The sequence below is a fragment of the Burkholderia sp. IMCC1007 genome, assembly GCF_027257875.1.
In the GTDB taxonomy this organism is placed as follows: Bacteria; Pseudomonadota; Gammaproteobacteria; order Burkholderiales; family Burkholderiaceae; genus Burkholderia.
Map to the genome: position 1 here is coordinate 87283 of NZ_JAPVQY010000004.1, position 14466 is coordinate 101748.

Here is a 14466-nt window from a genome sequence, read left to right on the forward strand (position 1 = left end):
AACGCGGCCATGGGCGTCAGTATCGACGCCGCATGGCGGCGGCGGAAGCAGGCGATCGTAAAAACAGTTTTGAAGCGCGCGGGAAGATCGGCGACACACGACGCCGCGGCACGCGAGCCGCGGCGGCGCCGCTTCAGTGCAGGATCTTCTGCAGGAAATCCCGTGCGCGCGCCGATTTCGGCGCCGCGAAGAACGCGTCCTTGTCGTCGTCCTCGACGATCCGGCCCTGGTCCATGAAGATCACGCGATGCGCGACCTTCTTCGCGAAGCCCATCTCGTGCGTCACGCACATCATCGTCATCCCGTCCTGCGCGAGCTCGACCATCACGTCGAGCACCTCGTTGATCATCTCGGGATCGAGCGCGGATGTCGGCTCGTCGAACAGCATCGCGACCGGATCCATCGACAGCGCGCGCGCGATCGCGACGCGCTGCTGCTGCCCGCCCGACAACTGGCCCGGATACTTGTCCGCATGCGCGCGCAGCCCGACGCGCTCGAGCAGCGCGAGCCCCTTCGCGGCCGCTTCGTCGCCGGAGCGGCCGAGCACCTTGCGCTGCGCGAGCGTCAGGTTCTCGACGATCGACAGATGCGGGAACAGCTCGAAGTGCTGGAACACCATGCCGACCTTCGCGCGCAGCTTCGACAGGTTGGTGCGGCGGTCGCCGACCGACACGCCGTCGACGCGGATCGCGCCCTGCTGGAACGGCTCGAGCCCGTTGACGGTCTTGATCAGCGTCGACTTCCCCGACCCCGACGGCCCGCACACCACGACCACCTCGCCCTTGCGCACGCTTGCCGTGCAGTCGGTCAGCACCTGGAATGCGCCGTAGGATTTCGACACGCTGTCGATTTCGATCATGTTCTGCTCCGGTTCGATTGCATCAGCGCACGGCCTTGCGGAATCTCTTCTCGATGCGCGCCTGCACCAGTTCGAGGACGAGCGACATCACCCAGTAGACCAGCGCCGCGCTGATCAGCATCTCCATGTGCCGGAATTCCTTCTGGCCTTCCGTCGTCGCGACATAGGTCAGCTCCCATACGCCGACCACGGACACGAGCGAGCTGTCTTTCAGCATCGCAATGAACTGGTTGCCGGTCGGCGGGATGATCACGCGCATCGCCTGCGGCAGGATGATGAGCCGCATCATCTGTGCCGGCGTGAAGCCGAGCGCGCGTGCCGCGTTCCACTGGCCGTGCGGAATGCTCTGGATGCCGGCGCGGAAGATCTCGGTCATGTACGCGCCGTAGCACAGCGACAGCGCGGTCACGCCGGCGGGGATCGGATCGACGACATAGCCGAGCTGCGGCAACCCGAGATACAGGATGAAGATCTGCATCAGCAGCGGCAGCCCGCGAAACAGCGACGTGTAGAACGACGCGATGCCGATCGCAATCCCGTTCGACGACAGCTTCGCGAGCGCGCCGATCAGCGCGAGCACGAACGCGATGGCGATCGAGATGGCCGACACGAACAGCGTCGTCACCGCGCCTTGCGTGATCAGGTAGCCGATCTTGCGATGGATGAATTCGAAGCTCAGGTCGAACGTCGACAGGAACGCGGCGAGCAACAGCAGCAATTCGAACCACACGATCACGACCTGCACGCGCGACGGCATGCGCGTCAGCAGATAGCCGTTCGCGATCAGCACGGCGGCGCCGGCCGCCAGCATCAGCAGCGCGTGCCACGCGCCCGGCCGCGCGCCGGCGCCGGTCAGCGCGGTGAGGTTCAGCGTCGCCGCCCATTCGGGCACGCTGCGCGCGATCGCGAACACGACGGCCAGCGCGACGATCACGGCCGCCACCGCGGTGCCGCGCCAGCCCTTCTGCGCGCCGGGCAAGTTTTCTGCAAGCATGGGTTTCTCCCGAAGACGAAAGACGGCAGGCTTACACCGCCCGTTCGCGCATGTAGTCCATCAGCTGGTAGCGCCAGTACGTGAGCTGCGCGACCGCGAGCCCCGCATAGCTGCCGTTCCACGGCAGGCCGAAGGCCGCGAAGCACCGGTAGCGATCGGTGGCGCCCGTCACGCCTTCGGCGATCACGCGTGCGCCGATCGCCGTGGTGTTCATTCCGTGGCCGCCGAAGCCCATGCAATACCAGATGCCGTCGTCGAAGCGGCCGATCAGCGGCATCAGGTGTCGCGCGTAGGCCATCTTTCCGGACCACGCGACCTGGATCGCGAGCGGCGCGAGTTGCGGATACGCGTCGACCATCCGGTCGCGCAACGCGTCGGCGAGCCGGCGCGGATCGGAGCGACGCGTCGTGATCATGCCGCCCCACAGCACGCGGCGGCCGCCGTCGACGAGCCGGTAGTAGTCGCTCGCGCGCCGGTTGTCGCCGATCGACACGCGCGTGCGGATCGCCGACGCGATCAGGTCGCCGGCCGGCTCGGTCAGCATCATGTAGGTGGTGATCGGCAGATAGCTGCGCGCGAGCTTCGGGATCAGGCGCCCCGTGTAGCCGCCGCAGGTCAGCACCACGTCGCGTGCGCTCACGCTGCCGCGCGCGGTGGCGACCCGCTTCGTCGCGCCGCGATCGGCGATCGCGACGACTTCCGAATCCTCGAACACGCGGCCGCCCTGGCGCTCGATCTCGGCGACGAGGGCCCGTGCGTAATTCAGCGGATGGAAGTGAAACGCGCGGCGGTCGAGGAGGCCCTGCCGGTATTTATCCGACACGAGGATCTCCCTGATCGCCGGCGTCGGCAGATGCTCGACCGGATAGTCGAACTCGCGCGCGAGCCAGCGCTGCTGCTCGATCATCTCGTTGCCGTTGTCGTGGCGGGACAGCCGCAGCACGCCGTGAATCTGTTCAGCCGCATCGATGCCGAGCTCGCGGATGTTGTCGGCCACGATGTCGACGCCTTCGATCGACATCCGGTAGAGCGTCTTCGCGTCGTCCATCCCGACGTGGCGCGCGATCTGCGCGACGCCCGTCGAATAGCCGGGGCTCACGACGCCGCCGTTGCGCCCGGATGCGCCCCACGACACGCGGTTCGCGTCGAGCAGCACGACGCTGCGGCCGCGCCGCAGCAGTTCGAGCGCGGCCGTGATGCCGGCCATGCCGGCGCCGACGATGCACACGTCCGCGGCGAGATCGGCATCGAGAGACGGCCGCGCGATCGCATCGTGAAGCGTGCGTGAATAGTAGGTATCCACGTAATCGGTGGTCATGGCGTTCTTCGTCGTCCGAAATTCAAATGATCGGGCGGCGGCCGCATTCGCGCGAATGCGGCCGGTCCGGCTCGCTTACTTCGTATAGTCCTTGCCGAACCACTTGGCGCTGATCTTCGTCAGCGTGCCGTCCTGCTTCATCTGGGTCACCGCATTGCCGACCGTCTTGTTCCAGTCGGCATCGCCCTTGTCCGCGACGATCGCGAGCGGCTCGCGATACGCATAGTCGCCCGGCACGATCTTGACCGGGTAGCCGTTCTTGATCGCGGCGAGCGCGGTCTGCTCGGGCGTCAGGATCGCGTCCACGCGCTTGCCGTCGCCGAGACGCAGGTCTTCGTACGGCAGCAGCGACGTGCCGTAGGTCTTCACCTGCTTCGGGTCTGTCGGCAGATACTGGAACGCGGGCACGTCCGGGCCGCCGATGCTCAGGCGGCGGTTCATGTAGTCTTCCGACGTCGTGCCGGCCTCGACGCCGATCACCTTGCCGCCGAGATCGGCGCGCGATGCGATCTTCGAATCCTTGTGCACGACGAACACGTACGGGCTGTAGTAATAGACGGCCGGGAAATCGAGCAGCCGTTCGCGCTCCTTGGTCGGCGTGACCGACAGCACGGACAGATCCCAGCGGCCGTGCCAGTGGCCGCCCGTCATCAGATTGAACTGCGGCGTCTGGAACGCGACCTTCACACCGACGCGCCGGCCGATCTCGTTCGCGACGTCGATGTCGAAGCCCTCGAATTCGTGCTTGTCGTTCAGATAGGCCTGCGGCGGCCATTTCGCGCTGGTGACGACCACCATCGTGCCGCGCGCTTTCACGCGATCGAGCGTTTCGCCCGCGTGGGCGACGCCTGCTGCGCAGAGAAACGCCGCGACGCACGCGACTTTCCCGATCATCGAGCCGACTTTCATTGATGTGTCTCCTGGTTCGTTCTGCCGGTTTTATTGTGTTTCGCTATTGCGTCGTCGAATCTACGCTTCAATAGCGCGGCACGATATTGAGAAAATTACACGAGGTGGTACGGTAAACTCATCAGCTATTCAGTTCTACTATATGTATACGTCTGAATGGACGAGCCGCTGTCATATATTGAACGCGCGCACCCGCGCTCTCATACCAGTCCGGTTGCGTAATACACCGCGATCACGAGTGCCACGGCGGCCGCCTTCACGAATGTGATGCCGAAAATCTCGCGATACGATTCGCGATGGCTGAGCCCCGTCACGGCGAGCAGCGTGATCACCGCGCCGTTGTGCGGCAGCGTGTCCATGCCGCCGCTCGCCATCGCGACCACCCGATGCAGCACCTCGGCGGGAATGTGCGCGGCGTCGGCCGCACGCACGAAGAAGTCGGACATCGCCGCGAGCGCGATGCTCATCCCGCCGGATGCGGAGCCCGTGACGCCGGCCAGCACGCCGACCGAAATGGCCGCATTCGCGAGCGGATCGGGGATCGACTGCAGTGCGCGGCCGATGAACACGAACCCGGGCAGCGCCGCAATCACGCCGCCGAACCCGTATTCCGACGCGGTGTTCAGCGACGCCAGCAACGCGCCCGCGACCGCGCTGCGCGTGCCGGCGGCGAAACGTGAACGCACGCGGCCGAACGCGGTCACGAGCGTCATCGCGATGCCCAGCAGCAGCGCACCCTCGACGGCCCAGATCGCGACCACGCTCTTGACCGGCATCGACAGCGCGCCATGCAGGCCGGGCAGCACGTCCGGCGCGATCGTATAGGCGTCGCCGTACCAGTTCGGAATCCGGTGCGTGAGGACGAAGTTCGACACGCCGACCACGACCAGCGGCGCGATCGCCAGCAGCGGATGCGGCAGCGCGCCGGCGCCGGTGATCTCGGGTTCGTTCTGGTGCGACGCGCCGTAGCCCTCGCCGGTGGCCATGACCGTGCGGCGGCGCCATTCGAGAAACGCGAGGCCGGCCACGACGATGAACACCGAGCCGATCACGCCGAGCCACGGGCCGGCCCACGTCGTCGTCTTGAAGAACGTGGTCGGGATGATGTTCTGGATCTGAGGCGAGCCCGGCAGTGCATCCATCGTGAACGAGAACGCGCCGAGCGCGATCGCGCCCGGCAGCAGGCGCTTCGGGATGCCGGCCTCGCGATAGAGCGCGGCCGCGAACGGATAGACGGCGAACACCACGACGAACAGCGACACGCCGCCATAGGTCAGCAGCCCGCAGACCGCGACGATCACCGCATTGACGCGCGTCTGGCCGATGTAGCGGATCGCCGCGTGCACGATCGACTCGGAGAATCCCGACAGTTCGATCACCTTGCCGAACACCGCGCCGAGCAGGAACACCGGGAAATACAGCTTCACGAACACGACCATCTTCTCCATGAAGATGCCGGAAAAGACCGGCGCGACGGCGGCCGGATCGGTCAGCAGGACGGCGGCGAGCGCCGCCAGCGGCGCGCACAGGATCACGCTGAAGCCGCGATAGGCGGCCACCATCAGCGCGATCAGCGCGATGGCAATCACGAGAATTGACATGAATATCCAGAAAGAATGAGGTAGCGCGCGCGCTTTACGCGCGCGCGGGCGCGTCGTGCACGCAATCGCGTGCACGCGCCGCCAAGGCCCGGTCGTGCGGAATGAACGCGCGGTCAGTCGCGCGTGTCGGCGGCCCGCCGCGCGGCCGCGAAATCCATCAGCTTCGCGTCGCGCCAGTCGCGCCGCGCCGCGAGCGCGTCCGCGCTCAGATGCCGCCGGCGATCCTGTTCGACCTGCGCGATCAGATCGGCGTCCCACGGCCCTTCGTCGACGCGCGAGCGCGCAATGCTGTGGTACAGCGGCCCGAGCCGGTTCGCATAGTCGGCCACGCCGCCCGGCGCGTTCAGGTCGATCGTCTCGAACGGCCCCATGAACGACCAGCGCCAGCCGAGACCGTCGCGCACGGTCTTGTCGATGTCCTCGCAACTGGCGACCCCTTCGCGGTGCAGCGCCCAGGCCTCCCGCAGCAGCGCCGCCTGGAGCCGATTGAGCACGAACCCCTCGACTTCCTTGCGCACGTGCACGACGCTCTGGCCGATCGCCGTCATCAGCCGCTCGGCGAACGCGAGCGTCGCGGCCGACGTCTGCGTGCACGGCACCAGTTCGACCACCGGCACGAGATACGGCGGATTCACCGGATGCGCGATCAGCACGCGCGCGGACATCGCGAGATCGTTCGCGAAGTCGGAGGCCGGAATGCCCGAGCTCGAGCTGCCGATCACGACCGTTGCATCCGCAACTGCGTCGATCTGCACCATCAGCGCGCGCTTCACGTCGATGCGCTCGAGCACCGACTCCTGCACGTACATCGCGCCGGCCACGGCGTCCCGCAGCGACGCCGCGAGCCCGATGCGCGCCGCGACGCGCTCGGGCGGCTCGTCGAGCAGGCCGCGCGCATGCAGCGCGCGCAATTGTTCGGCGGCCCACGGAATGGCCCGCGCGGCGATCCGCGGGTCGGCGTCGAACACGCGCACGGGCAGGCCGGCCCGCGCAAACGCGATCGCCCACCCGGCGCCGACGAGCCCCGCGCCCACCACCGCGACCGGCTTGTCGAGATCGATTGAAACTGTCATGCGTCTCTCCATGATTCGTTGTCGACGTCCGGCGCGTGCGCAGCCCTGCGGCCGCCCGCATCCAGCGGGTCCGGGCGTCGCGGGCCACGCGGGCCCGATCGTGCGTTATGCGGCGGTCCAGCCGCCGTCGAGCATCAGTGCGCTGCCGGTCATCAGCGACGACGCGTCGCTGGCGAGAAAGACGACCGGCCCCATCACCTCTTCCACCCTGCCGACGCGGCCGAGCGCGATCCGCGACGTCACCCAGTCGCGAAACCCGTCGGCCTCGAACATCGCTTCGGTCAATGCGGTTTCGATGAAGGTCGGGCACAGCGTGTTCACGCGGATCCCGTGCGCGCCCAGCTCCCACGCGAGCGCCTTCGTCATCCCTTCTATCGCATGCTTGGTCGCGCAATAGACGGTGCGCCCCGGGCTGCCGACGTGCCCCATCTGCGACGACACGTTGATGAACGAGCCGGGCCGCCCCGCGCGGATCAGCCTGCGCGCGACAGCGCGGCACACGTAGAACGCGGCCTTCACGTTCAGCGCCATCATGTCGTCGATATCGGCGTCGAGTACGTCGACGAGCGGCTTCGGCCGGTTCATGCCCGCGCTGTTCACCAGGATCTCGAACGGGCCGCGCGACGCTACGGCGTCGTCCACCGCGGCCGGGTCCGTCACGTCGAGCACGACGTAGTCGCCGCGGCCGCCTGCCGCCGCGATCGTTTCGCATGCGGCGCGCAATGCGCCGGCCGAGCGCGCGGCCAGCGTCACGCCGGCGCCGGCCTGCGCCAGCGCGAGCGCCGCGGCCAGACCGATCCCGCGTCCCGCGCCGGTCACCAGCGCGGTCTTTCCATCGAGCCGGAAACCCGGCGTTGTCATCGTCATGTTTGTTCTTGGTATTGCGAAGCGAATTGCCTTTCAGGCCTGTTCAGGCCGTGCGCGACGGCGCAACGACGCACCGTCGCGTCGCCACGCCGTTACGCCGGCACCGGCGTCCCGTACGGCACGTCGCGATGACCGTAGCGGCGCACGCGGATGTTCGCCTGCTCGCCGTGCGCGATCATCCCTTCGAGCGCGCAAAGACGCGAGCAGTACGCACCGACCATCGCGCTGGCTTCGTCGGTCAGCACCTTCTGGTACGTGCAGGTCTTGATGAACTTGCCGACCCACAGGCCGCCGGTGTAGCGCGCCGCCTTGCCCGTCGGCAGCGTGTGGTTCGTGCCGATCACCTTGTCGCCGTACGCGACGTTGGTGCGCGCGCCGAGGAACAGCGCGCCGTAGTTCTTCATGTTGTTCAGGAAGTAGTCGGGGTCGCGCGTCATCACCTGCACGTGCTCCGACGCGATCCGGTCGGCCTCCTGCACCATTTCCTCCAGCGTGTCGGCGACCACCACCGCGCCGTAGTCGCGCCACGACACGCCGGCGGTGTTGGCCGTCGGCAGGATCTTCAGCAGGCGCTCGACCTCCGCGATCGTGTCCTTCGCGAGTTGCAGCGAATTGGTCAGCAGGATCGCCGGCGTGTTGAAGCCGTGCTCGGCCTGCCCGAGCAGGTCGGTCGCGCACAGTTCCGCGTCGACGCTGTCGTCGGCGATGACGAGCGTCTCCGACGGGCCGGCGATCAGGTCGATGCCGACGCGGCCGAACAGCTGGCGCTTGGCTTCGGCCACATACGCGTTGCCCGGGCCGACGACCATCGACACCGGGGCGATGGTCTGCGTGCCGAGCGCCATCGCGGCGATCGCCTGCACGCCGCCGAACGTATAGATTTCGTCCGCGCCGCCCAGGTGCATCGCGGCGACCACCGCCGGGTTCGGGCGGCCCTGCACGGGCGGCGACGCCGCGATGATGCGCGGCACGCCGGCCACCTTCGCGGTCACGACGCCCATGTGTGCGGACGCAACCAACGGGAACTTGCCGCCGGGCACGTAGCACGCGACGCTTTCGACCGGCATGTTCTTGTGACCGAGCACGACGCCCGGCAGCGTCTCGATCTCGACGTCGTGCATCGAGTCGCGCTGCGCCTGCGCGAAATTGCGCACCTGCGCTTGCGCGAACTTCACGTCGTCGAGCTCGCCCGGCGACAGCGAGCGCACGCACGCCGCGATCTCGTCGTCGCTCAACCGGAAGCTGGCGGGCGACCAGTCGTCGAAGCGCTTCGACAGCTCGGCCACGGCGACGTCGCCGCGTCGCGTGACGTCGGCGAGGATGCCGGTGACGACTTCACGAACCGTGTCTGCGTCGTGGGAAGAATCGGCGGCGCTGCGGCCGTGCTTCAGGTATTGAATTGCCATGTGCGTTCCTGACGGGAAAGAAGAATCGAAATGCGGCTCGTGTTGCGGCGAGCCGGGCGTTCACGATGGCTGCAAATCTATCGCAACGCCTTCTGCAAATGCAGTGCAAATGGTCGGCACTTTCCCCTAGCCCCTTGTCAATCCAGCTTTCCTGCTAGCACAATCGTGGCGGTCGATCATGCAAAAGAATGCAAACCATGCCCCGAAAGATTGCAACGCAGGTCAAGCTCGCGGATGTCGCGGCCCGCATGGGCGTGTCGGTGTCCACGGTGTCGCGCGCGCTGGCCGGTCACCCCGCCATCAGCAGCGACACGCGCAGCGCGGTGCAGACGGTCGCCGCCGAACTCGGCTACCGGATCCCGTCGCAAGGCCGCAAGCCGAAGAAATCCGCGACGCGGCTGATCGGCGTGGTGGTCGGCGCGCTGCACAACCACTTCATGACGCTGCTGCTCACGCACCTGTACGACGCGCTCGGCGAATTCGGCTACCAGGTCACGCTGATGATCGATCCGATGAACGATGCGGAAAACCTGCTCGCGTTCCGGCCGCTGATCGACGGCTATCTCGACGGGCTGATCTTCGCGACCGCGACGCTCGACTCGCCGGTCGTCGCCGAGATGCAGCGCCGCGGCATTCCGCTCGTGCTGGTGGTGCGCTCGATCGACGACGTGAAGGTGGATACGGTCGAGATCGACAACGTGCATGCGGGCGCCGTGGCGGTCGAGCACCTGTACCAGTTCGGACATCGCCGCTTCGGGCTGCTGATGGGGCCGCAGAACACGTCGACGAGCCGCGACCGCACGAAGGGCGCGCTCGACTGGCTCGCGAGCGTGGGGCTCGGGCCCGAAGCGGTGGTCACGCTGTACGGGGACTACACGACCGAAGTCGGCTACGCGAGCACGATGGCGCTGCTCGCCGAGCAGGACCCGGTCACGGCGATCGTCGCCGGCAACGACATGATCGCGCTCGGCGCGCTCGAGGCGGCGAAGCGCAAGGGCGTCGCGGTGCCGCGGCAGTTGTCGATCATCGGCTTCGACGACATGCCGCTCGCCGGCTCGCCGCTCGTCGGGCTGACGTCGATCCGCCCGCCCGTGGAGGCGATGGCGCGCACCGCCGCGCGCCGCCTCGTCGAACGCATCCGCGCCGGCGGGCTCGGGCCGCCGTCGCGCGACGTGCTGCCGATCCAGCTCGTGCGCCGCGACTCGACCGGCGGGGCCGAATCGGCCTGAATATGCGTGAACACGCGCCGAACGCCGCTGAACGCCCGTGAACCCGCCTAGCGGCGCGCGCGAGCGCGCCCGGACGGCGCGCCGAGCGCCGCATCGTGCTCGTCGGCCAGCAGCTTCACGAACGCGGCAGCGAGCCGGTCGCGCGAGCGCTGCGGCGGATACAGCAGGTAGGTGGGAATCGTCACGGCCGGCGAGAACGGCCGGATCGCGATATCCGGCCCCGAGAAATCGCGCGCGACGACCGGATGCGCGAGCGTCACGCCCATCCCCGAGCGCACCATCTCGCAGCAGATCGCCGTGTATTGCGCCTCGACCGCCAGCTTGCGCTCCACGCCCGCGCGCTGGAACACCGCATCCATCAGCGTGCGCATGCCGTCGCCCTGACACAGCGAAATGAACGACTCGCCGGCGAGATCGGCCGGCTTGATCGTGCGCTTTTTCGCGAGCCGATGCTCGGCCGGCATCACGCAGACCGCCGCGACCGACGACAGCAGCTCGACCTCGCAGTTCGATGCTTCGCTGATGTACACCGCGACGCCGACGTCGCAGAACTGCGATGCCGTCCAGTGATTGACCGTGCCCGATGTATTGACGTGCAGCGACACCGTCACGCCCGGATACTGCTCCTGGAAGCGCTTGATCGCGCGCGGCACCAGCGTGTAGCCGACCGCCGGCATCGCCGCGATGCGCAGCCGCCCGCTGCCCAGGTTGCGGATCTCCTCGGCCGCGTTCGCGAGCCCCTGCAGGCCGACGTACGCGCGCTCCACCTCGCGGAAGAACGCGGTGCCTTCGCTCGTCGGCACGAGCCGCACGCCCGCGCGTTCGAACAGCTCGAGCCCCGTGTCGCGCTCGAGATGCGCGATCAGCCGGCTCACGTTGGGCTGCGTGGTGAACAGCGATTTCGCGGCAGCCGTCATCGAGCCCGTGACCATCACCGCACGAAATGCTTCGATCTGCTTCAGATTCATTGGGACGCTCCGTGGATCTCCGTAGGGCCTTACCCCAATCCATCACATTTTGGTATGGGTAAGCATTTTATTCGTATTGGACGGCATGGAACACACGAGCCAGACTGCATGGCATTGGCGCACTTCGACGCCGCCTGTCACCACAATCGAATGGAGATCGCCGTCATGGATCACACGCTGTGCCGTCGCCCGTTTCGCTCCCCGTTCCGCGCCGCGATGCGGCCGCGCCACCTCGCAGGCGCGGCGCTCGCGCTGCTCGCCGCCGCCCTCGCGCATGCCGAACCGACGCTGTACGTCGCGAACGTCGGCGGCTCGAACGAGCAGCTGTATCGCCAGAAGGTGATTCCGCCGTTCGAGAAGGCGCACAACGTGAAGATCGTCTACGTGGCCGGCAATTCGAGCGACACGCTCGCGAAGCTGCAGGCGCAGAAGGGCCATCAGCAGATCAACGTCGCGGTGATGGACGACGGCCCGATGTACCAGGCGATGCAGCTCGGCCTGTGCGCGAAGCTCGACGATGCGCCGGTGATGAAGGATCTCTACCCGCTCGCGCGCCTCGGCCCGACCTCGGTCGGCCTCGGCCTCGTCGCGACCGGCATCGGTTACAACGTGGACGCTTTCAGGAAGCTCGGCATTCCCGCGCCCGATTCGTGGAAGTCGCTGGAGGATCCGCGCCTGAAGGGCAAGCTCGGGATGCCGCCGATCACCGTGACCTACGGGCTGCACACGCTCGTGATGCTCGCGCGCCTCGGCGGCGGCGGCGAGAAGCGCATCGATCCGGGTTTCGCCGCGATGACGAAGCAGGTCGCGCCGAACGTGCTGTCGTGGGCGCCGACGCCCGGCGAGATGGACGGCCTGATGCAGGCCGGCGACGTGATCGCCGCGCCGTACGGCAGCGGCCGCGCGGTGTCGCTGCAGAACACCGGCTTTCCGCTGAAGTTCGTGTATCCGAAGGAAGGCGCGGTCGCGCTGCAAGTCGCCGCGTGCGCGGTCGCCGAGAATGCGCAGCCGCAACTGTCGCAGCAGTTCATCCAGTACCTGCTGAGCCCGGAGGTGCAGGCGCTGCACGCGCAGGCGATCGGCCTCGGCCCCGTCAACAAGACGGTGAAGCTCGCGCCGGAGGTCGCCGCGCGCGTGCCGTACGGCCCCGACCAGATCGCGAAGCTCACGACGGTCGACTGGACGACCATCAACCAGCAGCGCGCCGAGTGGACCCAGCGCTGGAACCGTTCGGTCGAACGTTGAGCGCGGCGCGCATGCGCGCCGCTTCGCGGCCGTTCGCGCCGCTTCGGCTTAGCAAGGATTCCGACACATGAGCTTCCTGACCCTGCAACGCATTTCGAAACGCTACGGCGACTTCGCGGCCGTCGAGCAGCTCGACCTGTCGGTCGAGCGCGGCGAGTTCCTGTCGCTGCTCGGGCCGTCGGGCTGCGGCAAGACGACCACGCTGCAGATGATCGCGGGCTTCGTGTCGCCGTCCGGCGGGCGCGTGACGCTCGACGGCCGCGACATCACGCACGAACGCCCGGAGAAGCGCGGCATCGGCGTCGTGTTCCAGAGCTACGCGCTGTTTCCGCACATGACCGTCGCCGGCAACGTCGGCTTCGGGCTCGAGATGCGCAAGATGAAGCGCGCGCAGCGCGAAGAGCGCATTGCGGAAGCGCTCGCGCTGGTGCGCCTGAGCGGCCTCGATGCGCGTTACCCGAAAGAGCTGTCGGGCGGCCAGCGCCAGCGCGTGGCGATCGCGCGCGCCATCGCGATGCGGCCCGAGCTGCTGCTGCTCGACGAACCGATGTCGAACCTCGACGCGAAGCTGCGCGAGGAAATGCACATCGAGCTGCGCGCGATCCAGAAGCGTCTGCGCATCACGACGATCCTCGTCACGCACGACCAGGTCGAGGCGATGACGATGAGCGACCGCATCGCCGTGATGCATCGCGGCGCGATCGCACAGCTGAGCACGCCGTTCGATGCGTACGAGCACCCGGCCACGCCGTTCGCGTCGGCGTTCCTCGGCCGCACCAACACGCTCGCGGGCGAAGTGCTGCGCCACAACCCGCGCTGCGCGGAAGTCGCGGTCGCGAGCACGACGCTGCACGTGCCGCACGAGGGGCGCGAGATGGCCGGCGCGGTCAACGTGTATATCCGTCCCGAGAAGATGCGGCTCGCGAACGGCGATGCGCGGCTGCACGGCCGCGTGGCGACACGCGTGTTCGTCGGCAATCAATGGCTGCTGGTGGTCGACACGGCGCTCGGCAAGCTGCACGTCACGCAGGCGAACACCGGCGCACCGCCGCCCGACGAAGGCTGCGAAGTCGGCCTCGCATGGACCGACGACGATCTGCGGATGCTCACGCGGGAGGCGGCGCATGGCCACGCTTGACGATGCGCGCGGCGGCGCCGCGCCCTGGCTCCTGTCGGCGCCCGCGCTGCTGCTGTTCGCGACGCTGCTCCTCGCGCCGATGCTGCTCACGCTGGTGCTGTCGTTCCATACCTTCAGCGATCTCGCGGGCACCCGGCCGGGGTGGACCATCGGGAACTACCTCGAAGTCGTCCGCGATCCTTACTATCTGACGATCTTCCTGCGCACGGCCGGCCTCGCCGCCGCCGTCACGCTGCTGTCGATCGTGCTCGGCGTGCCCGAGACGATCGTGCTCGCCCGCATGCGCAAGCCGTGGCAGTCGCTGTGCCTGCTGATCGTGCTCGGCCCGCTGCTGATCTCGGTGGTCGTGCGCACGCTCGGCTGGCAGATCCTGCTCGGCAACAACGGCGTGCTCAACGGTGCGCTGCAGGCGCTGCACATCACCGACGAGCCGATCCGCCTCGTGTTCACGATGACCGGCATGATCATCGCGCTCACCCACGTGCTGGTGCCGTTCATGGTGATGTCGGTGTGGGCCACGCTGCAGAAGCTCGATCCGCAGGTCGAATGGGCGGGGCTGTCGCTCGGCGCGTCGCCGTGGCGCGTGTTCCGCCGAGTGATCCTGCCGCAGATCCTGCCCGGCGTGCTGTCGGGCTCGATCATCGTGTTCGCGCTGTCGGCATCCGCGTTCGCGACGCCCGCGCTGATCGGCGGACGGCGCCTGAAGGTGGTCGCGACCGCCGCGTACGACGAATTCCTCGGCACGCTGAACTGGCCGCTCGGCGCGAGCATCGCGGTGCTGCTGCTGATCGCCAACGTCGCGATCGTGATGGGCTGCAGCCGCCTCGCCGAACGCCGCTACAAGCACATCTTCGACTGA

Annotated in this window: 13 protein-coding genes; 4 read left to right on the top strand and 9 right to left on the bottom strand. The window is 67.7% G+C overall.

Features of this window, described 5'->3' with window-relative positions:
* Positions 1-133: 133 nt before the first annotated feature.
* The 8 genes from O1Q03_RS05925 to hisD form a co-directional block, all read right to left on the bottom strand.
* The gene (locus O1Q03_RS05925) at positions 134-859 is read right to left on the bottom strand and encodes an amino acid ABC transporter ATP-binding protein (protein ID WP_269502165.1); all 726 of its coding nucleotides are present in this window, start codon (positions 857-859) and stop codon (positions 134-136) included.
* A gap of 22 nt (positions 860-881) precedes the next feature.
* Positions 882-1853: an amino acid ABC transporter permease gene (locus O1Q03_RS05930; protein ID WP_269502167.1), complete on the bottom strand. Its 972-nt coding sequence runs from the start codon at positions 1851-1853 to the stop codon at positions 882-884.
* Between the two features lie 31 nt (positions 1854-1884).
* The gene (locus O1Q03_RS05935) at positions 1885-3171 is read right to left on the bottom strand and encodes an NAD(P)/FAD-dependent oxidoreductase (RefSeq protein WP_269502168.1); all 1287 of its coding nucleotides are present in this window, start codon (positions 3169-3171) and stop codon (positions 1885-1887) included.
* A gap of 75 nt (positions 3172-3246) precedes the next feature.
* Positions 3247-4080, bottom strand: coding sequence for a transporter substrate-binding domain-containing protein (locus O1Q03_RS05940; protein ID WP_269502170.1), 834 nt, complete (start codon positions 4078-4080; stop codon positions 3247-3249).
* Positions 4081-4280: 200 nt separating this feature from the next.
* On the bottom strand, positions 4281-5681 hold the full coding sequence (locus O1Q03_RS05945) for a GntP family permease (RefSeq protein ID WP_269502171.1): 1401 nt from the start codon (positions 5679-5681) through the stop codon (positions 4281-4283).
* A 113-nt stretch (positions 5682-5794) separates the two neighbouring features.
* Positions 5795-6754, bottom strand: a complete 960-nt coding sequence (locus O1Q03_RS05950; protein ID WP_269502172.1) for a 3-hydroxyacyl-CoA dehydrogenase — start codon at positions 6752-6754, stop codon at positions 5795-5797.
* A 105-nt stretch (positions 6755-6859) separates the two neighbouring features.
* Positions 6860-7621, bottom strand: a complete 762-nt coding sequence (locus O1Q03_RS05955) for an SDR family NAD(P)-dependent oxidoreductase (protein ID WP_269502173.1) — start codon at positions 7619-7621, stop codon at positions 6860-6862.
* Positions 7622-7713: 92 nt separating this feature from the next.
* Positions 7714-9027 carry a histidinol dehydrogenase gene (gene hisD, locus O1Q03_RS05960; RefSeq protein WP_269502174.1) on the bottom strand — a complete coding sequence of 438 codons (1314 nt, stop codon included), beginning with the start codon at positions 9025-9027 and terminating at the stop codon, positions 7714-7716.
* Between the two features lie 197 nt (positions 9028-9224).
* On the opposite strand from hisD, the gene O1Q03_RS05965 reads away from it, so the two are divergent.
* On the top strand, positions 9225-10256 hold the full coding sequence (locus O1Q03_RS05965; RefSeq protein WP_269502175.1) for a LacI family DNA-binding transcriptional regulator: 1032 nt from the start codon (positions 9225-9227) through the stop codon (positions 10254-10256).
* 47 nt (positions 10257-10303) lie between these two features.
* Here the strand turns inward: O1Q03_RS05965 and O1Q03_RS05970 are convergent, their stop codons facing one another.
* Positions 10304-11224, bottom strand: coding sequence for a LysR substrate-binding domain-containing protein (locus O1Q03_RS05970; protein ID WP_269502176.1), 921 nt, complete (start codon positions 11222-11224; stop codon positions 10304-10306).
* 216 nt (positions 11225-11440) lie between these two features.
* On the opposite strand from O1Q03_RS05970, the gene O1Q03_RS05975 reads away from it, so the two are divergent.
* The 3 genes from O1Q03_RS05975 (at position 11441) to O1Q03_RS05985 (ending at position 14466) form a co-directional block, all read left to right on the top strand.
* Complete coding sequence (locus O1Q03_RS05975; protein ID WP_269502365.1) at positions 11441-12469, top strand: ABC transporter substrate-binding protein; 1029 nt, start codon at positions 11441-11443, stop codon at positions 12467-12469.
* 67 nt (positions 12470-12536) lie between these two features.
* Entirely contained in the window at positions 12537-13607 is a 1071-nt protein-coding gene (locus O1Q03_RS05980) for an ABC transporter ATP-binding protein (protein WP_269502177.1), read from the top strand.
* A complete protein-coding gene (locus tag O1Q03_RS05985) occupies positions 13594-14466 on the top strand; it encodes an ABC transporter permease (protein WP_269502178.1) in 873 nt (290 codons plus the stop codon). The genes O1Q03_RS05980 and O1Q03_RS05985 overlap by 14 nt, the downstream gene beginning before the upstream one ends.

What these genes read in the sequence shown, in the direction of transcription:
- O1Q03_RS05925 (WP_269502165.1), bottom strand. Translation starts at nt 859, where the DNA reads ATGATCGAAATCGACAGCGTGTCGAAATCCTACGGCGCATTCCAGGTG.
- O1Q03_RS05930 (WP_269502167.1), bottom strand. Translation starts at nt 1,853, where the DNA reads ATGCTTGCAGAAAACTTGCCCGGCGCGCAGAAGGGCTGGCGCGGCACC.
- O1Q03_RS05935 (WP_269502168.1), bottom strand. Translation starts at nt 3,171, where the DNA reads ATGACCACCGATTACGTGGATACCTACTATTCACGCACGCTTCACGAT.
- O1Q03_RS05940 (WP_269502170.1), bottom strand. Translation starts at nt 4,080, where the DNA reads ATGAAAGTCGGCTCGATGATCGGGAAAGTCGCGTGCGTCGCGGCGTTT.
- O1Q03_RS05945 (WP_269502171.1), bottom strand. Translation starts at nt 5,681, where the DNA reads ATGTCAATTCTCGTGATTGCCATCGCGCTGATCGCGCTGATGGTGGCC.
- O1Q03_RS05950 (WP_269502172.1), bottom strand. Translation starts at nt 6,754, where the DNA reads ATGACAGTTTCAATCGATCTCGACAAGCCGGTCGCGGTGGTGGGCGCG.
- O1Q03_RS05955 (WP_269502173.1), bottom strand. Translation starts at nt 7,621, where the DNA reads ATGACGATGACAACGCCGGGTTTCCGGCTCGATGGAAAGACCGCGCTG.
- hisD (WP_269502174.1), bottom strand. Translation starts at nt 9,027, where the DNA reads ATGGCAATTCAATACCTGAAGCACGGCCGCAGCGCCGCCGATTCTTCC.
- O1Q03_RS05965 (WP_269502175.1), top strand. Translation starts at nt 9,225, where the DNA reads ATGCCCCGAAAGATTGCAACGCAGGTCAAGCTCGCGGATGTCGCGGCC.
- O1Q03_RS05970 (WP_269502176.1), bottom strand. Translation starts at nt 11,224, where the DNA reads ATGAATCTGAAGCAGATCGAAGCATTTCGTGCGGTGATGGTCACGGGC.
- O1Q03_RS05975 (WP_269502365.1), top strand. Translation starts at nt 11,441, where the DNA reads ATGCGGCCGCGCCACCTCGCAGGCGCGGCGCTCGCGCTGCTCGCCGCC.
- O1Q03_RS05980 (WP_269502177.1), top strand. Translation starts at nt 12,537, where the DNA reads ATGAGCTTCCTGACCCTGCAACGCATTTCGAAACGCTACGGCGACTTC.
- O1Q03_RS05985 (WP_269502178.1), top strand. Translation starts at nt 13,594, where the DNA reads ATGGCCACGCTTGACGATGCGCGCGGCGGCGCCGCGCCCTGGCTCCTG.